At 71.1% G+C, this 22,577-nt stretch carries 21 protein-coding genes and 3 pseudogenes; 10 read left to right on the forward strand and 14 right to left on the reverse strand.

Annotation, left to right across the window (positions count from 1 at the left end; all coding sequences use genetic code 11):
* Nucleotides 1-50: 50 nt before the first annotated feature.
* The gene (locus ACH4SI_RS39825; RefSeq protein ID WP_391168451.1) at nt 51-542 is read left to right on the forward strand and encodes an inorganic diphosphatase; all 492 of its coding nucleotides are present in this window, start codon (nt 51-53) and stop codon (nt 540-542) included.
* Nucleotides 543-610: 68 nt separating this feature from the next.
* Here the strand turns inward: ACH4SI_RS39825 and ACH4SI_RS39830 are convergent, their stop codons facing one another.
* The 3 genes from ACH4SI_RS39830 to ACH4SI_RS39840 all read right to left on the reverse strand — a co-directional run bounded on the left by ACH4SI_RS39830 (nt 611) and on the right by ACH4SI_RS39840 (nt 4,165).
* Entirely contained in the window at nt 611-2,320 is a 1,710-nt protein-coding gene (locus ACH4SI_RS39830; protein ID WP_398305147.1) for a threonine/serine exporter ThrE family protein, read from the reverse strand.
* A gap of 210 nt (nt 2,321-2,530) precedes the next feature.
* A complete protein-coding gene (locus ACH4SI_RS39835; protein WP_398305150.1) occupies nt 2,531-3,226 on the reverse strand; it encodes a DedA family protein in 696 nt (231 codons plus the stop codon).
* A gap of 180 nt (nt 3,227-3,406) precedes the next feature.
* Nucleotides 3,407-4,165, reverse strand: a complete 759-nt coding sequence (locus ACH4SI_RS39840; RefSeq protein WP_398305153.1) for a MerR family transcriptional regulator — start codon at nt 4,163-4,165, stop codon at nt 3,407-3,409.
* Nucleotides 4,166-4,304: 139 nt separating this feature from the next.
* Here ACH4SI_RS39840 and leuE point away from each other — a divergent pair, with 139 nt between their 5' ends.
* Both leuE and ACH4SI_RS39850 read left to right on the forward strand, forming a co-directional pair.
* Nucleotides 4,305-4,985: a leucine efflux protein LeuE gene (leuE, locus tag ACH4SI_RS39845; RefSeq protein WP_398305156.1), complete on the forward strand. Its 681-nt coding sequence runs from the start codon at nt 4,305-4,307 to the stop codon at nt 4,983-4,985.
* Nucleotides 4,986-5,536: 551 nt separating this feature from the next.
* Nucleotides 5,537-6,460, forward strand: a pseudogene (locus tag ACH4SI_RS39850) (glutamate decarboxylase); the annotation flags it as partial.
* Nucleotides 6,461-6,471: 11 nt separating this feature from the next.
* Here ACH4SI_RS39850 and ACH4SI_RS39855 read toward each other — a convergent pair.
* From ACH4SI_RS39855 to ACH4SI_RS39880, 6 genes and pseudogenes are all read right to left on the reverse strand, one after another.
* Entirely contained in the window at nt 6,472-7,866 is a 1,395-nt protein-coding gene (locus tag ACH4SI_RS39855) for a hypothetical protein (protein ID WP_398305159.1), read from the reverse strand.
* 76 nt (nt 7,867-7,942) lie between these two features.
* Nucleotides 7,943-8,164, reverse strand: a pseudogene (locus ACH4SI_RS39860) (ABC transporter permease); the annotation flags it as partial.
* Entirely contained in the window at nt 8,160-8,777 is a 618-nt protein-coding gene (locus tag ACH4SI_RS39865; protein ID WP_398305162.1) for a PadR family transcriptional regulator, read from the reverse strand. The gene ACH4SI_RS39865 and the pseudogene ACH4SI_RS39860, both read right to left, overlap by 5 nt.
* 57 nt (nt 8,778-8,834) lie before the next feature.
* On the reverse strand, nt 8,835-9,308 hold the full coding sequence (locus ACH4SI_RS39870; protein ID WP_398305165.1) for a DinB family protein: 474 nt from the start codon (nt 9,306-9,308) through the stop codon (nt 8,835-8,837).
* A 199-nt stretch (nt 9,309-9,507) separates the two neighbouring features.
* The gene (locus ACH4SI_RS39875) at nt 9,508-10,965 is read right to left on the reverse strand and encodes an aldehyde dehydrogenase family protein (protein WP_398305168.1); all 1,458 of its coding nucleotides are present in this window, start codon (nt 10,963-10,965) and stop codon (nt 9,508-9,510) included.
* 91 nt (nt 10,966-11,056) lie between these two features.
* The gene (locus tag ACH4SI_RS39880) at nt 11,057-11,920 is read right to left on the reverse strand and encodes a helix-turn-helix domain-containing protein (protein ID WP_398305171.1); all 864 of its coding nucleotides are present in this window, start codon (nt 11,918-11,920) and stop codon (nt 11,057-11,059) included.
* 308 nt (nt 11,921-12,228) lie between these two features.
* Between ACH4SI_RS39880 and ACH4SI_RS39885 the strand changes: the two genes are divergently transcribed.
* Nucleotides 12,229-12,732 carry an ATP-binding protein gene (locus tag ACH4SI_RS39885; RefSeq protein ID WP_398305174.1) on the forward strand — a complete coding sequence of 168 codons (504 nt, stop codon included), beginning with the start codon at nt 12,229-12,231 and terminating at the stop codon, nt 12,730-12,732.
* A 53-nt stretch (nt 12,733-12,785) separates the two neighbouring features.
* Here the strand turns inward: ACH4SI_RS39885 and ACH4SI_RS39890 are convergent, their stop codons facing one another.
* Together ACH4SI_RS39890 and ACH4SI_RS39895 are read right to left on the reverse strand one after the other, a co-directional pair.
* Nucleotides 12,786-13,937, reverse strand: coding sequence for a site-2 protease family protein (locus ACH4SI_RS39890; protein ID WP_398305177.1), 1,152 nt, complete (start codon nt 13,935-13,937; stop codon nt 12,786-12,788).
* Between the two features lie 68 nt (nt 13,938-14,005).
* Entirely contained in the window at nt 14,006-14,239 is a 234-nt protein-coding gene (locus ACH4SI_RS39895; protein WP_398305264.1) for a DUF397 domain-containing protein, read from the reverse strand.
* A gap of 393 nt (nt 14,240-14,632) precedes the next feature.
* Here ACH4SI_RS39895 and ACH4SI_RS39900 point away from each other — a divergent pair, with 393 nt between their 5' ends.
* The 6 genes and pseudogenes from ACH4SI_RS39900 to ACH4SI_RS39925 all read left to right on the forward strand — a co-directional run.
* Complete coding sequence (locus tag ACH4SI_RS39900; protein ID WP_398305180.1) at nt 14,633-16,345, forward strand: bifunctional 3'-5' exonuclease/DNA polymerase; 1,713 nt, start codon at nt 14,633-14,635, stop codon at nt 16,343-16,345.
* A 79-nt stretch (nt 16,346-16,424) separates the two neighbouring features.
* Nucleotides 16,425-17,453: a rod shape-determining protein gene (locus ACH4SI_RS39905; RefSeq protein ID WP_398305183.1), complete on the forward strand. Its 1,029-nt coding sequence runs from the start codon at nt 16,425-16,427 to the stop codon at nt 17,451-17,453.
* A gap of 186 nt (nt 17,454-17,639) precedes the next feature.
* Nucleotides 17,640-18,236, forward strand: coding sequence for a sigma-70 family RNA polymerase sigma factor (locus ACH4SI_RS39910; RefSeq protein ID WP_050799946.1), 597 nt, complete (start codon nt 17,640-17,642; stop codon nt 18,234-18,236).
* A complete protein-coding gene (locus ACH4SI_RS39915; protein ID WP_398305186.1) occupies nt 18,233-19,054 on the forward strand; it encodes a zf-HC2 domain-containing protein in 822 nt (273 codons plus the stop codon). The genes ACH4SI_RS39910 and ACH4SI_RS39915 overlap by 4 nt, the downstream gene beginning before the upstream one ends.
* A 142-nt stretch (nt 19,055-19,196) precedes the next feature.
* Nucleotides 19,197-19,751 carry an RNA polymerase sigma factor gene (locus tag ACH4SI_RS39920; RefSeq protein ID WP_039938547.1) on the forward strand — a complete coding sequence of 185 codons (555 nt, stop codon included), beginning with the start codon at nt 19,197-19,199 and terminating at the stop codon, nt 19,749-19,751.
* Nucleotides 19,752-19,816: 65 nt separating this feature from the next.
* A pseudogene (locus ACH4SI_RS39925) lies at nt 19,817-19,891 on the forward strand (zf-HC2 domain-containing protein); the annotation flags it as partial.
* 37 nt (nt 19,892-19,928) lie between these two features.
* Here ACH4SI_RS39925 and ACH4SI_RS39930 read toward each other — a convergent pair.
* From ACH4SI_RS39930 to ACH4SI_RS39940, 3 genes are all read right to left on the reverse strand, one after another.
* The gene (locus tag ACH4SI_RS39930; protein ID WP_398305189.1) at nt 19,929-20,609 is read right to left on the reverse strand and encodes a signal peptidase II; all 681 of its coding nucleotides are present in this window, start codon (nt 20,607-20,609) and stop codon (nt 19,929-19,931) included.
* A 214-nt stretch (nt 20,610-20,823) separates the two neighbouring features.
* Entirely contained in the window at nt 20,824-22,110 is a 1,287-nt protein-coding gene (locus tag ACH4SI_RS39935; protein WP_398305191.1) for a glycoside hydrolase family 5 protein, read from the reverse strand.
* Nucleotides 22,107-22,454: a DNA-binding response regulator gene (locus ACH4SI_RS39940; protein WP_398305194.1), complete on the reverse strand. Its 348-nt coding sequence runs from the start codon at nt 22,452-22,454 to the stop codon at nt 22,107-22,109. Before ACH4SI_RS39940 ends, ACH4SI_RS39935 begins: the two co-directional genes overlap by 4 nt.
* Nucleotides 22,455-22,577 lie beyond the last annotated feature (123 nt).

Here is a 22,577-nt window from a genome sequence, read left to right on the forward strand (position 1 = left end):
GGGGGACACTTAATCACCAGACGTATGTGTTGATCATGGAGGAGCCACCCGTGGAGTTCGACGTCACCATCGAGATCCCGAAGGGTTCGCGGAACAAGTACGAGGTGGACCACGAGACGGGGCGCCTCCGTCTCGACCGTCGGCTCTTCACTTCGACCAGCTACCCGGCGGACTACGGCTTTGTCGAGAACACCCTCGGCGAGGACGGCGACCCGCTGGACGCCCTGGTCATTCTCGACGAGCCGACGTTCCCCGGCTGCCTGATCAAGTGCCGTGCCATCGGCATGTTCAGGATGACCGACGAGGCGGGGGGCGACGACAAGCTGCTGTGCGTGCCCGCGTCGGACCCGCGGGTCGAGCATCTGCGTGACATTCACCACGTATCGGAGTTCGACCGCCTGGAGATCCAGCACTTCTTCGAGGTCTACAAGGACCTGGAGCCCGGCAAGTCGGTCGAGGGGGCCAACTGGGTGGGACGCGCCGAGGCCGAGGCCGAGGTCGAGGCGTCCATCAAGCGCCTGGAGGCGTCGGGCGGCCACTGAGCCCCGACACCCGAACGGGCCGGCCCTTGGGGCCGGCCCGTTCTGCGTTTACGCAGGTCAGCCGCGGGTCAGAAGCCGCGGGTGCGCTTGGCCGCACGACGGCCCGAGGGGTCGTCCCCGCTGCCCGGGATCTTGAGGAACAGCCGGGCCGCCTCGCCACCCAGATTCACCCCGATGGCGATCGCCAGGGCCAGTGCCGCCGCCTGGGTGAGATGGGGGATGCCGCGGTCCAGATTTCCCTGGGCGAGCGCGAGCAGTCCGAAGTACGTCGCGCTACCGGGCAGCAGCGGCCCGATCGCCGCCGTGACGTACGGCAGGGCGGACACGTAGCGGTAGCGGGAGAGCAGTTGCGCGAACAGGCCGACCAGCCCGGCGGCCACGGTCGTGGCGGCGACGGGCGGCACCTTGGCGGTGTCGGCGAGCGCGCCGTAGACCACCCAGGCGACCCCGCCGTTGAGCGTGGCGAAGAGCACGGTGTGACGTTCCTGCTGGAGCAGGATGCAGAACGTCAGCGCGAGCAGCATCGCCGCCAGGATCTGGGTGACCGGCTCCGGCTGTCCCACCAGCGCCGCCTCCGGGTTCAGCTTGGCGTTCAGCTGGAGCCCGCCGTAGAGCACGGTGAGCACGCCGCAGACGATGCCGACGATCAGGTAGCCGACCTCCAGCAGGCGGGCGGCGGCGGTGATGTAATACCCGGTCAGCCCGTCCTGGACGCTCGCCACCAGGGCCCGTCCGGGGATCAGGGCGAACAGCCCACCGGTGATCACCGCGGACGACTGGAGCTCCGCGCCCGCGAGGCTGAGCGCGATGCCCATCGCGGCGGGCGGCATCGCCGCGACCACGAACTGGTAGAACTCCGGCAGCCCGCGCCCGGACGCCAGCCACGCCAGCCGGTCGCCGAGCATCGCCCCGATCGCCGCCGCGAAGAAGACCGGCCACGCGCCGCCGACCAGCATGCTCGCCGCGCCGGCCAGCCCGCCCGCGGCCACGGTGAGCGCCCAGCTGGGGTACGGGTGGCGGTTACGGCGTATCTCGGCGAGCCGCCGGTACGCCTCCTCCAGGGTGAAGTCGTCGCTGGAGGTGATGTCGTCGACCAGCCGGAAGACGGCGGCCAGCCGGGTGTAGTCGGTGCCCCGGCGGCGCACCGTACGGCTGGCGGTGACCGGGTCGTCGACCAGCGAGGGCTGGTAGCTGACCGACAACAGGGTGAAGGTCACCGTCGGCTCGCAGCGGTCGAGCCCGTACGCGTGCGCCACGCCGAGCATCGCCGCCTCGACGTCCTCGGCCCCCTCGCCGCCCGCGAGGAGCAGCTCGGCGATGCGGAGAGTGAGATCGAGCACACGAGGGACGGCGGGACCCGTCTCGTCCTGCGGATCGGCGCGCTCGGCGGGTGTCGGGCGCTCGCTGATCGGCATCCGCAGCATCGTGCGCATCCGGTCCTGCCAGGGCGAATCCTTGGTCAGCCGGATCATGGGTATGCCGTTCGGCGGCGTGAAGACCGGGAAGCCGCCGGTGGTCTGGTTGACCGACGTGGTGACCCCGGCGGGCGGCACGAAGGCCGAGCTCTCGGGCTCGGTCGCGGTCAGCTCGGTGGCCAGCCCCTCGGGGATGGCGAACTCCGAGGTCGGGTGCTCACCATCGGGCGAGGGCGGCCTCGGTACGCCCTGGGGCGGTGTGAAGGCGCTGTGCGCCTCATCGGACTGCGGCTTGCGGTTCTCCGCCGCCTCCGCGTCCTGCGTGCTCGCGCACCGCTGCCCGTACTGTCGCTCCGTCCCCACGCTTCCTCGCTCCTCGACCGCCTCCCCGTGCACTCTGCCGGTGGCCCCGATGCATCATCGGCGACCACCGAAGCCCATTGTGCGGGGAGGTGGCCGCCGAGTGAGAGTGGGGGCAGCGTGTGCGACGGGTGTGTAGTGGAGTGACCCCTGTGAAGTGAGGGTGAAGATTCGCGCCGGAGTGGAACGCCGGGCCCGGGAACGCCGTCCGGGTCAGCGCTTGGCGTGGCGGCCGCGCTGGCCCTGCTGGTCGGCCCCCTGCCCGGCCGGGGCCTCGGCGGCCGCCTTCTTGGACTGGCTCCGGGCCCGCAGGAACTCGATCGCGATCGGGATGACGGACAGCAGGACGATGCCGACCAGGATCAGCTCGATGTGCTTGTGGACGAAGTCGACCTTGCCGAGCGACGCGCCCAGCAGGGTGACGCCCACGCCCCACAGCACGCCGCCGACGACGTTGAAGATGATGAAGGAGCGGTAGTTCATCCGGCTCACGCCCGCGATGATCGGCGTGAACGTCCGCACGATGGGCACGAAGCGGGCCAGGATCAGCGACTTCGGGCCGTGCTTCTCGAAGAACTCATGCGCCTTCTCCACGTTCTCCTGCTTGAAGAGCTTGGAGTCCGGGCGCTTGAACAGGGCCGGACCGACCTTCCGGCCGAAGAGATATCCGACCTGGTCGCCGACGACCGCCGCGATGGTGATGCCGATGCACACCAGCCACAGGTCCTGCTTGATCACATCGGTGGTGACCAGCAGGCCGGTGGTGAACAGCAGCGCGTCACCCGGCAGGAAGAAGCCGATGAGCAGGCCGGACTCCGCGAAGACGATGGCCAGCACGCCGAGCAGCCCGAAGGTTTGGATCAGATAGTCCGGGTCCAGCCACTGAGGGCCGAGCGCGAGGGTGGTCACGGGTCACAGGCTCCTGGGTCGAGGGGTGCAGGCTCGTGCTCGTGCGAGGCCCGGCCGCAGGGTCGGGGTACGGACTGACTGCGGGGTACATCGCTTCGCAGTGTGCCGCCCAAAGCTATCAACGCCGTGTGCGTGCCCGTGGTTCCCGCTGTCCGTCCGCCCTCCCCCTCGGGGCCCTCCTTACCCGTGGCGCTCCGCGTTGGCCCGGATCGCGTCCCGGAGGTACGCGGCGAGCCCGGGCTTGGCCTTGTCGATGTTCTCGGTGAAGCGGTGGTCGTTCACATAATTCTCGGCGATGCAGGCATGGAGCCGGTGGTCGCAGTCGTAGTGGTTCCGGCTGATCCCCTGCCGGTGCTCCTCGGCGAGGTCCATCGCGGCCTCGGACTCGGGCTCGGCGCCCGACTCCATCAGGGCGACGAAGCGGTCGTTGAGCGCGTCGGCCTCGGCCTGGATCCGCTGCCAGTCCTCCTTGGTGTACGTGGCCGCCCTGCGCTGGGACTCCCGGTACGCCTCGGTGTTCCCCCAGCGCTCCTCGACCTCGTCCGCGTACTGGTCCGGGTCGAAGTCGCCGAAGACCTCGAACTTCTCCTCGGGGGTGAGATCGATGCCCATCTTCCGTGCCTCCATGGCGTGTTCGACGGCGGCGGCCATCTTCTCCAGCTGCTCGATCCGGTCGGTCAGCAGCGCGTGCTGACGCCGCAGGTGGGCCTGCGGGTCCGCGTCCGGGTCGTCGAGGAGGACCGCCACCTCGTCGAGCGGAAAGCCGAGTTCCCGGTAGAACAGGACGCTCTGCAGCCGGTCGAGGTCGGCGTCGTCGTACCGCCGGTGCCCCGCCGTGCTGCGGGCGCTCGGGCGCAGCAGCCCGATCTCGTCGTAGTGGTGCAGCGTGCGCACCGTTACCCCGGCGAAGCCCGCGACCTGTCCCACCGAATAGCTCATGACCTGGTCCGCTCTCCGTGCATGTCTTTGTACGGGGTCCCGTACGGGCTCCACGGTGGCGCCTCACGTCGCGTGAGGTGCAAGTCCGGATGCCGAAATCGTGCGGGGCTCGGCCGCGCTCCCTGGCATCCTGCCGATTGTGCTGGGGATTACCGATCTTTCGACATATCTGGCGGGCCTTGCGCTGATCATCCTGCTGCCGGGCCCGAACTCGCTCTATGTGGTGTCCGTCGCCGCGCGCCGCGGCCCCCGGACCGCCTACCGGGCGGCGGGCGGGGTGCTGTGCGGGGACGCGGTGCTGATGGCGCTGTCCGCGGGCGGCGTGGCGTCGCTGCTCCAGGCGAGCCCGGCGCTCTTCGCCGTGGTGAAGTTCGCCGGTGCGGGCTATCTGACCTGGCTCGCGGTGGGCATGCTGCGCGGGGCGCGGAAGCTGTGGCGCCAGGGTCCTGGCAGCGCGCGGGCCGCCGCCGAGCGCTCCGGGGACGGCGCGGGCGGCGCGGCGACCGGGGCGGTCGAGCGGCCGTACCGCCGGGCCCTGGTCGTGAGCCTGCTGAACCCGAAGGCGATCCTGTTCTTCATCTCCTTCTTCGTGCAGTTCGTGGATCCGGAGTACGCCCATCCGGCGCTGTCCTTCCTGGCGCTGGGCCTCTGGGCGGAGCTGTTCAGCATCACCTATCTGTCCCTGCTGATCTTCGGCGGCACGTATCTCGCGGCCCTCTTCCGGCGGCGCAAGCGGCTGACGGCCGGGCTGTCGGCGGGCGCGGGGGCGGCGTTCCTGGGCTTCGCGGCGAAGCTGTCGCTCAGCAGCGCGGCGGGCTGACGGCGCGGACTGACGACCCGCGCCGACGGCTCATGCCGTCGGCGCGGGAAGCGGGCATTTGGGTCGCATGTTCGCAATTTAACGAGCATGGCACTTCACGGCGGCTGGCGCGGCTAAGCGGCCCGACATCTCGGTCAACCGTTCCTGGGGACTGAGTAGAGGTGATCCTGATCAGCCGCACGCCCCGAACGGTCTTGGGCGCTCCCCCAGCTACCGCTGGGAGGTGCCCCCTGGTCCCCGGCGTACTCAACCCCGGGGCGGCGACACGCATCCTGTGCGTGGTCCGGGCCCAGGAGGCCAGTTCCCTGCGCGACCTGGCCAGGTGGTACGGCCAGAGGCGACGGGGAGGCCCCGAACCATCCTCTGGTGGAGCGGGGGCCCCGCACACTGGCGCCGCATCGGCGTCCCAGATCGCACGATAACGCTAACCCGCCCGGCCCACGGTGCCGCAAGCCCACGAGCCGACCATCACACGATCGAGCCAACTCGACCTCGTGCACAGTCTGCTACGAGCAGCTGCCCCATCTGGTGCACGACGACTAATGCTCGACGTCATGGGGATCAACGTCCAGGTGTGCTGGGAGAAGTTCTGCGCCTACTGGGAGGTGGAGCCGCGGCACGTGCCCATGGAGGGCGACCGGTTCCACCTCGACCCCCGGGCCGCCGCCGAGCTGTGCGACGAGAACACCATCGGCGTCGTCACCGTGCTCGGCTCGACCTTCGACGGGTCGTACGAGCCGGTCGCCGAGGTGTGCGCGGCCCTGGACGGCCTCCAGGAGCGCACCGGTCTGGACGTACCGGTCCATGTGGACGGCGCCTCGGGCGCGATGGTGGCGCCGTTCCTCGACACCGACCTGATGTGGGACTTCCGGCTGCCCCGCGTCTCCTCCATCAACGCCTCGGGGCACAAGTACGGCCTCGTCTACCCGGGGGTGGGGTGGGCGCTGTGGCGCACGCCGGAGTGCCTGCCCGAGGAGCTGGTCTTCCGGGTCGACTACCTGGGCGGCGCGATGCCGACCTTCGCGCTCGACTTCTCCCGGCCCGGCGCCCAGGTGGCCGCCCGGTACTACACCTTCCTGCGGCTCGGCCGGGACGGCTACCGCGCCGTCCAGCAGACCTCCCGCGACGTGGCCTGCTCGCTCTCGGCACGGATCGCGGAGCTGGGCGACTTCAGGATGCTCACGCGCGGCGACGAGCTGCCGGTCTTCGCCTTCACGACGGCCGAGGAGATCACCAACTTCGACGTGTACGACGTGTCACGGCGGCTGCGCGAACACGGCTGGCTGGTGCCCGCGTACGCGTTCCCGGCGAACCGCCAGGACCTGTCGGTGCTGCGGGTGGTGTGCCGCAACGGCTTCTCGGCGGACCTGTCCGACCTCTTCCTGGACGATCTGCGGACGCTCCTGCCCGAACTGCGGAAGCAGCGGGCGCCGATGGGGCGGCCCGAGGCCGTCGCCACGGCCTTCCACCACTGAGATCTCCGGATTCAGCGCGCCTGCGCGGTGGCGCGCAGCAGCTCGACCCTGCGCCGCACGGCCTCCAGGGCGCCCGGCCTCCGGCCCGGCACCCGGCCCCGCAGATCGATCAGCATCGGCGCGAGGGCGTGCGCCCGGGCCGGTTCCTGCACGAACTGCCACTGGTGGTGGGCCCGGTCCACGGCCCCCTCCACCTCGGGGTGCCCGGTCGGCTCGCCATTGCCCAGCCGGGCGTCGGCCACCGCGAGCCACAGCTCACACGCGCGGCCCGGATCCCCGGCGAGCCGGGCGAGATCGGCGCGGACCTCCAGCCAGTGGATCGCGCCGGACGAGCGCGGACCGGCCGACCGGAGGGCCTCCTGCTCCCAGGCGGCGGCCATCGAGGCGGCCTCGCTGTGCCGCCCGGCGTGCGCGGCCTCGAAGATCGCGGCGTGCGGATCGGGAACGGGCTCGGCAGCCCGTACGGGCTCGGCCCGCCGGGCCGGTATGGGCTCGGGCGCCGGGGCGCTCCCCGGGGCGGGCCCGGCGGCCATGGGCGGCCCGGGCGGAGGGGGCGCGCTGCCGGGTACGGCCGGGGGGTGGGGGTGTGGGGGCTGCTGAGGCTGCTGGGCCTCGTACGACCCGTACGTCCCCTGCGGCTCGTAAGTCCCCTGCGGCTCGTACGCGCCGGGCGCCCGGTGGGCCCCGTACGTCGCCGACACCTCGTACGCCGCGTAGCCCTCCACCGGTGCGCCCAGCAGCAGTCCGGGCCCTGCGCCGAGCCCCGCCTCGGCGGCGGCCTGCTGGTGCAGCAGGGCGAACGCCGGGCTGCCGGTGCCGTCGCGCAGCAGCCCGGCGAGGGCGCGGCTGTAGACCGGCGCCGCGAGTTGGCGCCTGGGCGGGGCCGGGGCGATCGTCCCGTAGAGCGTCAGCCCGTCCGCGAGCGTGCCGACCGGCAGCCGCCCGTCGGACAGCCGCGGCCAGGTCGTCTCCTCGGCCACCAGATCGGCGAGCACCGTGGTGCTGCCTTGTGGCCGCCGGCCCAGCTCGGCGGCCAGCCAGTGCCAGGGCAGCGCGGTGTAGCGGGCGGTCCTCGGCGTCGTACGGGCCAGCGCGAGGTGCGGCAGCCGCTGTTTGTGATCGAGGGTGAGCTGACCCGCCAGATAGATGAGCACCGGGCCCGGATGGGCGGCCGCCGTCCGCAGGTGCGTCAGCACCGTCTGCGGGTCGGCGGGATCCACGAGTTGGACGACGCTGGCGCCGCCGGGCGTGCCCAGCAGCGCGGCCGGTGGCACGGCCGCGAGCTGTGGCAGCGCGGCGGCCGCGTCCATCAGCCGCTGCTTGCCGATCGGCCCGGCGGCGAGGAGCAGGGCATAACCTGGCCCGCGCGTCGTAGCCGCCCCCGTGTCCGCCGTGTCGTTCCCCATACGTGCACCGTATCCGCATCCGGCCACGGCGGGTGGGGGTGTGACATAGGTGGCATCGGGGACGGCGGTCGGCCGCTCAGCGGCTGAGCCCCCGGTAACGGCCCACGGCCAGCGGGAAGAAGACCGCGAGGAGCGCCAACGGCCAGCAGACGGCGAGGAGTCCGGCGTGGTCCGCGGCCCATGACGTGCCGCCGCTCCCGGGGCTCCCGAACAGGTCACGGACCGCGGTGGCCGTCGCCGACATCGGGTTCCACGCCGCGATCGCGCCGAGCCAGCCGGGCATCGTGGTGGGGCTACTCCGCGTGCGGGTTCGGCGCCCCGTCCGGCAGGACCTCCACCGAGCGCTCCCCCTCGCCCGCCATGACGTACGCACCGCCTTCGAGCCGCTCGATCAGCCCGCGGGTCCACTCGGCCCCGCTGTCGGCCGAGTGCACCCAGAACTTCATGATCTCGCCGATGTGGCCCCACTCGTCGGGGGCGCCCTCCGGCGGCGACCAGTGCCGGGTGACCTCGGCCCGCCACGCCTCCAGCGCCGCCACCCGCTCCTTCAGCAGCGTGATGGCCTCGGCACGCGGCAGATCGACGATGAACCCGACCCCGGCCGTCAGCTCGTCGATCTTCTGGTCGTGCCGCAGCAGGGCGTCCCGCAGCAGCTTGAAGTACGCCTCCTCGCCCGCCGCGGTCAGCTCGTACTCGGTGCGTGGCGGGCCGCCGACGGTGCTCGGGGCCACGTCGTGGGCGCGCATCAGGCCCTGCTTCGCCATCTGTTTGAGCGCGTGGTAGATCGATCCGGGTTTGGCGTTGGACCACTCGTGCGCGCCCCAGAACTCCAGGTCGTTACGGACCTGATAGCCGTGTGCGCGCCCGTGCTGGCGCACCGCCCCCAGCACCAGCAGCCGGATCGCTGACATGTGCCCGTCTCCCCATCCTGCCCCGCCTGACCTGCGCTGGGGTCCAGGTTAGAGGTGTCAGCCCTCCATGAGCGACCAATCGGGCTCGGGCATCGCACCGGTCTCGAAGACCAGATCGAATGCGCCCTTCCCATCGATCGACTCGCGGATGATGTCCGCGTGCCCCGCGTGCCGGGCGACCTCCTCGATCAGGTGCAGGACCGCCCAGCGCCAGGTGCGGGTGCCGCCCTCGTCCCAGGGGTAGCGGGGCGCCTCGAAGGTCGCGTCGAGCGAGGGCAGCGCCCGCACGGCCGCCTCGGTCTCGGCCGCCGCCTCCTCGTACTGGGCGAGCAGCGCCTCGACCGTCTCGCCGTCGGAGGGCGTCCAGTGGTCCTGCCACTCCCGCATCTGCTCCGAGAATTCCGCCTTCTCCCCCTGGAGGATCCGCAGCCATCCGCGCTCGCCGCGCGCCACGTGCTTGAGCAGCCCGGCCAGGGAGAGGGAACTCGCGGTGGGCTTGCTGCGGGCCTGCTCCTCGGTCAGGCCGTGCACGGCGCGCCGGATGCCGCCCCGTCCAGGTACGCGAGGAGCGCGCCGCGCTCGTCCAGACACGCCTCGGGGTTCACGACGATGGGCATGGCTGCCGCCTTTCATCAGGAGAGCGCCCGGGTCGGGTGCCCTTCGACGAATCCCACGTTAGGAAGGCTTGCGGTCAGCTTCGGTCCGCAAGCCCTCCGCAGGAGCAACGGCGTCAGAACGGGAACTGGCTGCGGCCGTGCTGGATCGAGATCCACTTGGTGGTGGTGAAGTCCTCGACCATCGACTCCCCGTTGAGCCGCCCGAGCCCCGAGTGCTTCTCGCCGCCGAACGGCACGATCGGCTCGTCGTGCACGGTGCTGTCGTTCACATGGATCATGCCGGTCTGGACGCGCTTGGCGAGGCGGACGCCGCGCTCGATGTCGCCGGTGTGCACGGCGCCGCTGAGGCCGTAGTCGGTGTCGTTGGCGATCCGTACGGCCTCCTCGTCGCCGTCGAACGGGATCAGCACCACGACCGGGCCGAAGACCTCCTGGCGGAGGATCGCCGAGCCCTCGGGGACGTCGCCGAGCACGGTCGGCTCCATCAGGGTGCCCTCGGCCCGCCCCCGCACCAGCGCGGTCGCGCCGTCGGCGATGGTCTGGTCGACGAGCGCGGTGATGGCCTCGGCCTGGCCCTCATTGATCAGCGGGCCGATGTGGGTGGCCGGATCGCCCGGGTCGCCCACCTTCAGCGTCTTCACCTTGGCCACGAACTTCTCGGTGAACGCGCGCTCCACCGACCGGTCCACCAGCACCCGGTTGGCAGCCATGCAGACCTGCCCCTGGTGGACGAAGCGGCTGAACACCGCGGCGTCCACCGCGTAGTCGAGGTCGGCGTCGTCCAGCACGATCAGGGCGCTGTTGCCGCCCATCTCCAGGATGGAGCGCTTGAAGTGCGAGGCCGCGACGGTGGCGACATGGCGGCCGACCCGGTCGGAGCCGGTGAACGAGATGACCTTCGGGACCGGGTGCTCGATCAGGGCGTCACCGATCTCCGCGATGTCGGTGACGACCACGTTGAGCAGCCCGGCCGGCAGCCCGGCCTCCTCGAAGATCTTCGCGACCAGACCGCCGCCGCATATCGGGGTGTTCTGGTGCGGCTTGAGGACGACCGAGTTACCGAGGGCCAGCGCCGGGGCGACCGACTTCAGCGACAGCAGGAAGGGGAAGTTGAACGGGCTGATCACGCCGACGACGCCGACCGGCACCCGGTAGAGGCGGTTCTCCTTGCCGTCGCCGGGCGACGGCAGGACGCGGCCCTCGGGGCGCAGCGCCAGCTGGACCGCCTCGCGCAGGAACTCCTTGGCGAGGTGCAGTTCGAAACCCGCCTTGAGGTGGGTGCCGCCGCACTCCGCGATGATCGCCTCGGTCAGCTCCTTCTCGCGCTCCTCGATGACGCGCAGCGCCCGCTCGAAGACCGTCCGGCGGGCGTACGGGTTGCGGGCCGCCCACTCCGGCTGGGCCCGCTCGGCGGTGCGGTAGGCGAGGTCGACCTCGTCGACGGTGGCCACGGTGATGGAGGCCAGCTTCTCCCCGTCGTACGGATTGAAGTCGACGATGTCCCAGGAACCACTGCCGGTGCGCCACTCACCGCCGATGTACTGAAAGGCCAACTCGGAGAAGTAGGACATGCCATCCCTAATCTGGAGGACGCGGGACCGCATCCGGACACCCGCGAACGCGTGGGGGGTATTCCTGACAGCACGTCATCCTACTGATGGGTCAGACCTCGCGCAGGAGCCTCCCGAGCAGGTCCCGGCTCTTCTCCGGGGACAGACCGTCCGCCCCGAGCCGCTCCAACACCCGCTCGTACTGCCCCACTTCATCGGGTTTGTCGAGGTAGAGCGCGCTGGTGAGCTGTTCCAGATAGACGACGTCCGGGAGGTCCGGCTCCGGGAACCGGAGCAGGGTGAACGCACCGCTCTCCCCCGCGTGCCCGCCAAGGGCGAACGGCATCACCTGGAGCGTCACGTTCGGCGCTTCCGAGACGGAGAGGAGATGCCGCAGCTGGGCGCGCATCACCTCCGGTCCGCCGTACGGGCGGCGCAGCGCGGCCTCGTCCAGCACCACGTGGAACGCCGGCGCCCGCTCGGACACCAGCAGCTTCTGCCGCTCCATCCGCAGCGCGACCCGCCGCTCCACCTCGGAGTCGCACGCCTGCGGCTGCCCCCGGGTGACCACGGCGTGGGCGTAGCCCTCGGTCTGCAGCAGGCCGTGGATGAACTGGACCTCGTAGACGGCGATGTGCGAGGCGGCGCCCTCCAGTCCGACGTACGTCTGGAACCAGCCCGGCAGCACATCGCCGTAACTGTGCCACCAGCCGGTGAGGTTGGCCTCGCGGGCGAGCCCGAGCAGCGCCGCTCGCTCCGCGTCCTCGGTGACCCCGTACAGCGTGAGCAGGTCCTCGACGTCGCGCGCCTTGAAGCTCACCCGGCCCAGCTCCATCCGGCTGATCTTGGATTCGGAGGCGCGGATCGAATAGCCCGCCGCCTCGCGAGTGATGCCTCGGGTCTCGCGCAGCCGCCTGAGTTGGGAGCCCAGGAGAATGCGGCGCACCACCGATCCGCTCGACTCGCTTGCGGTCATCTGTCCGTGACCCTCCCTGTACGGAATGTGCCCTTCCGGCGATGGGCCCCCGCAACCCGGCAGGCCGAAGTCTGCCACTTTTCGGGCTCCTGTCCGTGCCCAAGTGATTACCCGATGGGGAGACCTACGCACAATTGCGTAGGACGAAAACATGGCAAAGGAGGATCTCATACCTCAATTCGGCTCCGTGCACGTGCATTTGCCCTTGCATCCGCTGTCGGCATTCGGAACGATAGAAGTCGCGCACGTGCAAGCTCGTACGAGATCTGGCCAGGATTCGTCAGGGCCACGGATGCAGGAGTGCTCGCATGGGGAGCGAAGGTTCGGTCCTGCTGGAACCGTTGTGGAGGGGGCTTCCCGCCATCGATCCCACCGCCGTCTCCGGCGCCGTCTCCTGTTCGCTCCCCGCGCGCTACGACGCGGTCAAGGGGGCACGGCAGTTCACCGGCACCACGCTGCGGCAGTGGGACATACCCGAGCTGCTCGACGAAGTGGCCCTCGTCGTCTCGGAGCTGGTCACCAACGCGCTGCGGCACGCGGTCGCCGCGGCCCTGCCGGGCGGCCCGCCCGCCGACGGACACGAACCGCCCCTGGTGCGGCTCCACCTGATGTACTCCGCCTCACGGCTGGTGTGCGCCGTACGCGACCCCAGCGAGGACGGACCGGTCACCGGGGAGGCCGGCGCCTGCGAGGAGTCGGGGAGGGGGCTGTATCTGGTGGAGTCGTTCACCGATGGCTGGGGCTGGCATCCGCTGGCCGGAACGCTGCCCGGCAAGATCGTCTGGGCCCTGTTCCGCCTGCCCCGGCCGTAGCCCGCCCGCCCGAGCCGTGGCTCACCCGCCCGGACCGTAACGCGGTCGGGCGCTCAGTGGGGCGTCGCCTCCGGGGGCGCCGTCGTGATGCCCAGCGAGTGCAGCTGGAAGAGGCGCGACACATCGTGGGAGGTGACGATCCCCTCCAGCTGCCCGTGGTCCACCACCAGCACCGGCATCCCCCCGGCTCCCGGCCGGGCCCGCTCCAGGACCTCGCTCAGCAGCTCGTCCGACGTCGCGACCGTGCACCGCTCCACCGGCGTCGCCACCTCGCGCACCCGCCGCTCCTCCCGCATCCCGGCCGGCACCGCCGCCAGGGCGCGCAGGCGCACGACACCGCTGGGCCGGCCCTCGAAGTCCAGCAGCGGCAGCGCCGAGTGGCGTGAGTGCGCCGCCACCTCGTCGATGAACCGCCCCACCGGCAGCCAGTCGGCGCCCGTCGCGACCGGGGACGACATCGCGTCGCCCACCCGCACCCCGCGCAGCGCCGTGTTGATACCGGCCCGCTGCCGCTCCGCGTTGGCGATCACCATCATGAACAGCCCGACGAGCGCGATCCACAGCCCACCGCCCTCGCCGCGCACGAACGAGAACCAGCCGACCGCGATGAGCAGCACGCCGAAGATCTGGCCGCTGCGCCCGGCCGCCCGCTCGGCCCGGTCCCGGTCGCCCGTACGCCACCACAGCACCGCCTGCACCACCCGGCCGCCGTCCAGCGGCGCGGCGGGGAGCAGGTTGAACACCCCCAGCAGGAGATTGGCCCAGCCCAGCCAGATCAGCAGGGCGGCGGGCACTCCCCACCCGGCCAGCGCCTTCGCCCCCATCCCGGCGCCGACGGCGGCGCCGCCGATGGCCAGGCTGGTGAGCGGGCCGCTGACGGCCACGAGCAGGGCGATCCCTGCGGTGCGCGGCCGCCCCATCTGGGTCACACCGCCGAGCGCCCACAGGGTGACGTCCTCGACGGAGACGCCCTTGCCGCGCGCGGTGACCGCGTGCGCGGCCTCATGCAGCAGCAGGCTCCCCATGAGCAGAAGGGCGCCGATCACGCTCGCGACCGCGTACACGAGTCCGGTCCGGCCGGGCGTCCAGGCGGGCAGCGTCTCGCGGCCGAGTCCATAGGCGAGCAGGACGATCAGCACGGGGGCGCTCCAGTGCATGCGCAGGGGCACTCCGAGGACATGTCCGACGCGAACCGAGCCGTTCATCGCTCATCGCCGTCTCACATCAGTAGGGCCCCCACCGATCACTACCAGTGTCGCTCACGCGTGGTCCCTCACGCACGGCCGACGGGGTCGTGCACGAGGTGGTCGAATTCCCCGTCCTTGACGCCGCGCAGCATCGCCTCGACCTCGGCCGGGGTGTAGACGAGCGCCGGTCCGTCCGGGAAGCGGGAGTTCCGTACGGCCACGTGCCCGCCGGGCAGCTTGGCGAACTCGACACAGGACCCCTGGGAATTGCTGTGCCTGCTCTTCTGCCAGACGACCCCTTGAAGGTCCGCGGCCGCCATGCCGTTGTACGGGTGGTCGCGCACAGGGCTCTCCACTGTTCGTGCATTAGTGCAACTGTCAACTGACTCGGATCATAGCCGCGTTTCTCAGCTTATGCATGGGCAAATGCATGAGCATATGCACGTGCATAAATCTCGATGATCACTTGAGCACCGCGTCTTCTGCCCCGCCCCGCGCGCATCAGTCGTCGTGAAAGACGTCGAGGACGCCCCGCGGGTTGGCCCGCGGGACGTCCTCGACGCCAGGTGTCGTGCCGGGCTGCGTCAGCCCGGTGTGCCGGAGGGCTCGGCCAGGACGGTGGAGGCGGAGACGGGGACGCCGAAGTTCGGCTCGCCGTTGCTCCCGGGGCCGTTGCCGGGCCGTTGTCAGACCCCCCTGCCAGACTCACGGTCATGAGGTGGGCAGTGGCGGAGACGGGCGACGGGGGTGTTCGTCTCTGCCCGCTGGACGCCTCCGGAAAGGCCGCCGGGCCGGTCGTCGAGGTCCCGGCGGCACGGGGCGGGATCGCCGAAGCGGTGCGGTCCCGCCCGGAGGCCGACCGGTGGGTGTGGCGGTCCACCGCCGAGGTCGCTCCGCGGCTGCTGGCGGCCGGGGTCCGGGTCGAGCGGTGTTACGACGTGGAGGCGGCCGAGGCGCTGCTGCTCGGCCACGAGGGTCGCTCGGGCGCCCCGCGCTCCCTCGCCGCGGCCTGGGCCCGGCTGCGCGGGCTGCCCGTTCCCGAGGATCCGCCGGTGCGGGCCGCCGAGACCCAGCCGTCGCTGTTCGAGCCCGGTCCGCCGCCGCTGCCGCCCGGCACCGATCCGCTCGACGCGCTGCTGGCGGTGTACCAGGCGCAGCTGGCCCGTACGGAGGCGGCCGAGCACCCGGACCGGATGCGGCTGCTGACCACCGCCGAATCGGCCGGGACCCTGGTCGCCGCCGAAATGCGGCGCGCCGGGGTGCCCTGGCGGGCCGACCGCCACCGGGAGCTGCTGGACGAGATGCTCGGCGAGCGCTATCCGGGCGGCCTCGAGCCCCAGCGGCTGGCCGAGCTGGCCGACGAGGTGTCCCGCGCCTTCGGCGGCGGGGTGCGGGTGCGGCCCGATCTGCCCGCCGACGTCATCCGGGCGTTCGCGCGCGCGGGCATCGCGCTCACCTCCACCCGTGCGTGGGAGCTGCGGGAGATCGACCACCCGGCGGTGGAGCCGCTGCTGCGGTACAAGAAGCTGTACCGGCTGCACACCGCCCACGGCTGGTCCTGGCTCCAGTCCTGGGTGCGCGACGGCCGCTTCCGCCCCGAATACCTGCCGGGCGGCACCGTCTCCGGCCGCTGGACCACCCACGGCGGCGGGGCGCTCCAGATCCCCAAGGTGGTGCGGCGCGCGGTCGTCGCCGATCCGGGCTGGCGGCTGGTCGTCGCCGACGCCGCCCAGATGGAGCCCCGGGTGCTCGCCGCGATCTCCCGCGACCCCGGTCTGATGGAGGTCGCGGGCACCGGCCGGGATCTGTACACGGAGCTGTCCGACCGCGCCTTCGCGGGCCGCCGCGACCAGGCCAAGCTCGCGCTGCTGGGCGCGATCTACGGGCAGACCTCGGGGGACGGGCTCAAGCACCTCGCCGCGCTCCGGCGCCGCTTCCCGGCGGCCGTGGCCTACGTGGACGACGCGGCCCGCGCGGGCGAGGAGGGCCGCCTCGTGCGGACCTGGCTGGGCCGCACCTGCCCACCGGCCGGCGGCGCCGCCACCGACCCGGCCGACGAGGCGGGCCTGCCGCGCGACCTGGGCGAGGAGCCGAGTTACGGCAGCACGCCCAGCGCCCGCGCCCGCGGCCGCTTCACCCGGAATTTCGTCGTCCAGGGCAGCGCCGCCGACTGGGCGGTGCTGATGCTCGCCGCGCTGCGCCGCGCCCTGGCGGCCGCCGGGCTCCGCGCCGAGCTGGTCTTCTTCCAGCACGACGAGGTGATCGTGCACTGCCCGGAGCCGGAGGTGGCGGCGGTGCGGCAGGCGATCGTGGAGGCGGGCGAGGCGGCCGGCACGATCGCCTTCGGCCCCACTCCGGTCCGCTTTCCCCTCACGGTGGCGACGGTGGAGTGCTACGCGGACGCCAAGGATCAGCCGTCGGATTAGCCACAAGGTGTGTGCGGGGCTCGCCCGACCGGCGCACCTCCGGAGGCAGCCGCCGCGTCCGGCCGCACACGATGGCCACATGAGCATCAGCCTTGAGCGGCTGCGTCGCTGCTCCATCGCCGTGGACCTCGGAGCGTCCAGGACCCGCGTCTACCTCAAGCGCACCGGCCTGATCGTCGACGAGCCCACCGTGGCCGCCGTCAACACCCGCACCGGCGCCGTGATCGCGGTCGGGGCGTTCGCCGAGCGCATGACGGGCCGTACGCCCGCCCACATCCGGGTGGTGCGCCCCGTGGCCAACGGCACGGTCGTCGACATCGCCATGGCGCAGCGCATGCTGCGGCTGCTCCTCGGTACCAAGCTGCGCCGCGCCTGGCGCCGCAAGCCGAGGCCGAGCGCCGCCGTGTGCGTACCGCACGACGCCGATCCGCTCGCCCAGCGCGCCGCCATGGAGACGCTCGCCGGGCTCGGCGCCAAGCGGGTCGAGCTGGTGGACACGCTGATCGCCGCCGCCGTGGGCTGCGGGCTGCCCGTGGAGCGGCCCGAGGCCACGATGATCGTGGTGTGCGGCGCGGCCACCACCCACGTCGCGGTGTTGTCGCTGGGCTCGATCGTGGCCGCCGAGCGGGCGCCGGTGGGCGGCGAGACGGTCGACCACACCATCGTCCAGCACCTGCGCAACGCGCACGCCCTGCTGCTGCCGAGCCAGGCCGTCCGCCCGCTGCACCTGGTCCTCGGCGACACCGCGCTGGCCTCGCTCGGCACCGAGGTGCACGGCCGCGACGTGGCCACCGGGCTCGCCCGGTCCGTACGGATCGACGTCGATGGCGTACGCGACGCCATCCGCACCCCGCTGACCTCCGTCCTCGACGCGATCAGCGCCGTACTGCGCCGCTGCCCGCCCGATCTGGTGGCCGACCTCGCCGACCGCGGCATCATGCTGGCGGGCGGCAGCGCGGTGCTGCCCGGTCTCGACACCCTGCTGCGGGAGGCGACCGGCGTCCCGGTGCACATCGCGGACAACCCGGGTGTCTGCGCGGTGGAAGGGCTCGGCGCGATGCTGGAGGGCAAGGTCCAGCCCCATGTCCTCAGCTCGGCCATCACCTGAGGCCGGTCACCTCGAGGACCCTTCATCTGCCTCCTCACCACCTCTCTCTCCGGGCAACTCCAGGAACTGATCGGAACTTTCTTACTGACGCGTTGAGTGGCCGCCCCCTCCCATCCGTACGAAGGGAGGAAGAGGCCGACATGGCCACCCAACCCCCCCGGGGCACAGACCGGGAGTCGTCAGTTGATGTTGTCCAACTCAGGTCCTGTCCTGGAGGTTCTGGTGCACGACGACGCCGCCGTGGCCGATGAGCGTCCGTCCAGATCGCAGCGCGGTACACCGGACGAGCAACTCATGCGCGCGCTCTACCAGGAGCACGCCGGACCGTTGCTCGCCTTCGTACTGCGCCTGGTCGCGGGCGATCGCCATCGCGCGGAGGACGTCGTGCAGGAGACCCTGGTGCGCGCCTGGCGCAACGCCGACCAGCTGTCCCGGGCCACCGGTTCCATCCGGCCCTGGCTGGTCACGGTCGCGCGGCGCATCGTCATCGACGGGCACCGCAGCAGGCAGGCCAGGCCCCAGGAGGTCGACCCGTCTCCCCTGGAGCTGATGCCGGCGGAGGACGAGATCGACCGGGCACTACGGCTGATGACACTTTCCGACGCGATGCACGATCTCAGCGACGCCCACCGCGAGGTGCTCGTCGAGACCTACTTCAAGGGCCGTACGGTCAATGAGGCGGCGGAAACGCTCGGCATACCCAGCGGGACGGTTCGGTCCCGGGTCTTCTACGCGCTGCGCTCCATGAAGCTCGCGCTTGAGGAGAGAGGAGTGACGGCATGACAGCGCAGGCGCACCACGCGGGACACGACGCCGTTGGCGCGTATGTGCTCGGCGTGCTCGACGAGGCGGACGCCACCTATTTCGAGGAGCATCTGGCCGGTTGCGACCAGTGCGGCCGGCAGCTCGACGAGCTGACCGGACTGGAACCCCTGCTGGCGGACCTCGCGGCGGACATCCCCGGCATCCACGGGACACCCGGCCGGACCGCGATCACGGGCCACACCCCGCACGCGTTCACCGCCACCCCGACCGCCATCGACACCCTGACCGCCAAGCCCGGCCCCGCCCTGCTGAACCGCATGGTGGGCGAGGTCGCCGCGGCCCGCAGCAAGCGCAAGCGGCGCGGTCTCTACCTGGTCGCGGCGGCTGCCGCGCTGATCGTCGGCGGACCGCTCGGCACGATGGCCGTCACCTCGGGCTCGGGCTCCGACGCCGCGCCGCCGGTCGCGTCCGCGGCGAGCGACAGCCAGCTCTTCGCGGGCATGCCCGACAAGGTCGAGGCCACCGACCCGGACACCAAGGTGAGCGCGGCGATCGCCCTGGAGAACAAGATGTGGGGCACCTTCGGGATGCTCAGGCTGGGCAACGTCAAGGGCCCGCTCGAATGCAGCCTCATCGCGGTCGGCAAGGACGGCCAGAAGCAGACCATGACGACCTGGGCCGTGCCGGACCGGGGATACGGGATCAAGGACAGCCCGGAGAAGATGGCCAGATCTCCGTTGTGGGCGCACGGCGGCGCGGCCATGGCGCGCTCCGACATCGACCACTTCGAGGTCCGTACGTCCGACGGCAAGATGCTGATCTCCGTGAAGGCATAACCCGTACCCCTCGCGGCGAGCCCCGCCCGCCGCCGTGTCACCCGGATCGCCGACCACCCCGCGCGGCGCCGTGAGCGAGATGTTACACAGAGTGTGATATGTCGCTTTCGCGCCCCGGGGGTTCGGATCCGAGGAGGCACACGTGGCTGACCCGGACGCCCATCAGCAACGCATGTTCAGCCAGTACGTGCTGCCCGAGATCGAGGTGCTGCTGCGCGTGGCGATGTCTCTGACCGCTCAGCGAGCCGACGCCGAAGATCTCGTGCAGGACACGTTACTACGGGCGTACCGGGCAGTCGGCCGTTTTGACGGGAGACATCCACGGGCCTGGCTGCTGACGATCATGCGGCACGCGGAGGTGAGCCGGCGCCGCCAGCGCAGGCCCCGCCTGCTGGACGACCCGGACACCGAGCTGGAACGGCTCTCCCCGGCCCGCGACGCCACCCCGGAGGAACTGGTGGTGGACACCGCTTTCGACGAGGCCGTGGACGCCGCGTTCACCGCGCTGCCGCTCCGCGACCAGCAGGTCGTGCGGCTGGTGCATGTGGACGGGCTGTCGTACGCGGAGGCGGCGCAGGTGCTGGACGTCCCCAAGGGGACGGTGATGAGCAGGCTGCACCGGGCGCGAAGGCGGATCCGGAACCAGTTGCTGGCCGCGGGGCGCACCGGACGGGAACCCGAGCGAGGTGAGGCATGAGCCGATGGACATGGTGGCGCGAGACCGAGCGGCGCCGGACGAGAGAGTGCCCGGTGGGCGCGCCGATGCTCCAGGCGTACCTCGACGGCGAACTGGACGCGTCGGAGGCGGGCCGGGTGCGGGCCCATGTGGCGGGGTGCCATGCCTGCGCCCGTGAGCTGTCCCTCTACCAGCGCATCACCAGCGCGCTGGCCTCCCGGGGGCTGACCGACGAAGCGGCGCTGGCGCGGCTGAAGGAGTTCGCGGCCTCGATCGCGGAGCGGGAGAGCACCCGGGAGCCGGGGCCGGATCGGATGCCGGGTTCGGGGCCGGGCTCGGGGTCGGGACCGGGGTCGGGCGCGGTGCCCAAGGCAGGGGGCTGACGTCACCCCGCCGCGCGGCGGCGAGCAGCAGCACGGCCGCGGTGAGCAGGGTCCCGGAGACGAGGGCGACATCGGCCAGGTTGAACACCGGGCCGCGCCCCGCCACCGTGATCCAGTCGACCACGGCGCCGCGCAGCGGGCCCGGCGGCCGTACGACCCGGTCGGCGCCGTTGCCGACCGAGCCCCCGGCGATCAGCGCCATGCCGAACGCCAGGCCCCGGCGCCGGGCCCGCAGCCCCGCGCCGACGGCGGCCAGGGTGGCGACCGCGCCGGTGAGGGTGATCATGGAGATCAGCACCGGGCGGCCGTCGCCCAGCCCGAAGGCCACGCCGGCGTTGTGCACCAGCAACGCGCGGAACGGCCCCAGCCGGGCCTGCGGCCCCGTCGTACCGCTCCAGGCGGCCAGCGCGAACGCCTTGCTCACCTGGTCGGCCGCGATCACCAAGAGCGCGACCAGCGGGAAGAGCAGCCGGCCGGAGTGCTGGTGGGGGTTCATGGTCGGCCTCCCTGGATGCCGGGGGCCGGTCCGCGGGCGCGAGCCGGGTCCGAGGAGGAAACCCGGCGGGAGCGCGTCCCGCTTCCCTCCCTACGGGACTTTCCGGACCTGACCGGCATCCGGCAGGGGGCGCGGACACGACGGAGGGCCCGCAGGCGGTTGCCTGCGGGCCCTCGCTGTCACCTCACCATGCTCGGCACAGTGCCGGAAGGGGTCACTCCGACGCCTTCCCCTTCGGCTGCAGCAGAGGCATCTGGTACTCGGACAGCATCTTCATCTTGTTCTTGTCGATCGTCTTCCAGTCCTTGTTCAGCACACCGCCGGTGTCACCCGAGTCCGGGTTCCAGGTCCAGTAGGTGTAGCTGATGCCGTTCTTCTTGAGGTAGTGCATCAGGGCGTTCTGCCAGATGGCCTCGTGGCTGTTGCCCGCGGTCTTGCGGCCACCGAACTCACCCAGCATCACGGGAGCGATGTTCTGCTGCTTGATGTAGGCCCAGTGCTTCTTCCAGATGGCCGGCATGTTCTTCGGGAAGTCCTTCGTCTGGAACCAGTTCTGGTTGAAGACGCCCGGACCGTAGTCGTGAGGCGAGTAGACGACCTTGTTGGCCTCGTCCAGCTTCACCGGGTACTTCTTCACACCCTGGAGGTCGCCACCCCACCAGAACTGCTCGTTCTTGTGGCGGTCGGTGCCCTCGACGAAGACCAGCCAGTTCTTGTTGACCTTGTGGATCGCGTTACCGGCCTTGGTGGCCGCCAGGCGCCAGTCGGTCTTCGGGTTGCCGTCGCCCCACGTGGCCTGGCCACGCGGCTCATTGTGCAGGTCGGCGCCGATCACCCGGTCGTTGTTCTTGTAGCGCTCGGCCAGCTTGACCCAGTCGCTCAGCCACTTCTTCTCGGTGAGGCTCTGGGAGTACCACAGCTCACTCTGGCCGTACTGGTCCGGGCGGTGCTGGTCCAGGACCACCATGATGCCGCGGTCGGTGGCTCCCTTGACGACCTTGTCCATGATCTGCTGGCCGGTAAGGCCCTTCAGGTCGGGGTTCTTCTTGAAGTCGATCCCGTTGGGCTTGCTCTTGGCGTCGAACATCTCGTTCGCGTAGGGGAGCCGCATGGTGTTGAAGCCCTGCTTGGCCATCTGGTCCAGCATGGAATCCAAGCTGCGGGTCCACAGGCCGTGCGGCGCGAAGGTGCCGGTCTCGAAGCCGAACCAGTTCACACCGGTCAGGACGACCTTGTGACCCTGCGAGTCCACGATGTCACCCTTCTTGGTGGACAGCGGGAACTTCACATCCGCACCGGCGGGCTTGCCCACGGCGGCCGAGGACGAGGAGCCCGAGTCGCCGGAGTTCATCGCGAACGCGGTGACGGTGCCACCCACGGCAGCGACAGCGACGACGGCCGCGGCGATACCCATGCGCAGACGGCGGGAGCGCGGAGCGCCCTTGGTCTCGGTGGTCTCGGGGTTGGTCGGGACGTTGTTCTGGTCCATGGGGGAATTCATTCGGTGATACTCCTGAGGAATTCGCGTATTTCGGTCTTGAGGATGCTGGGGGTGTTCGTCGGAGATTCCAGGCATTCCATGTGGGGGTCGGATACGGCGGTCAGCCGGACAATCCGCGCCTGCGGGAGGAGGTCGCCGATGAGGCGGTCCAGCCCTTGCGCTTTCCAGCCGGGCCCGTCCACATCGATCAGCACCACATCCGGTTGCGCCGCCTGGGCCAGAGAAATTGCCTCTCGGGCCGATCCGGCAATTCCGGACAACTCCAGTCCCGGCTCCTCGATCACGAGATCGGCGAGAGCACTCAGCACCTGGGTGTGGTGCTCCACGACGAGAACTCTTTGCATCGATGGAGCTCCTTCGGGCTCTTTTGTCCTGTCGCTCACCGACATTAGAAAAGCCCGGGGCTCGAAACACCGTACGCATGAGCGAAATCCGAATACCTCAATTGCAGGAATTCAGGGCACGCC

Source organism: Streptomyces sp. NPDC021212 (assembly GCF_044332925.1).
Lineage (GTDB): Bacteria > Actinomycetota > Actinomycetes > Streptomycetales > Streptomycetaceae > Streptomyces.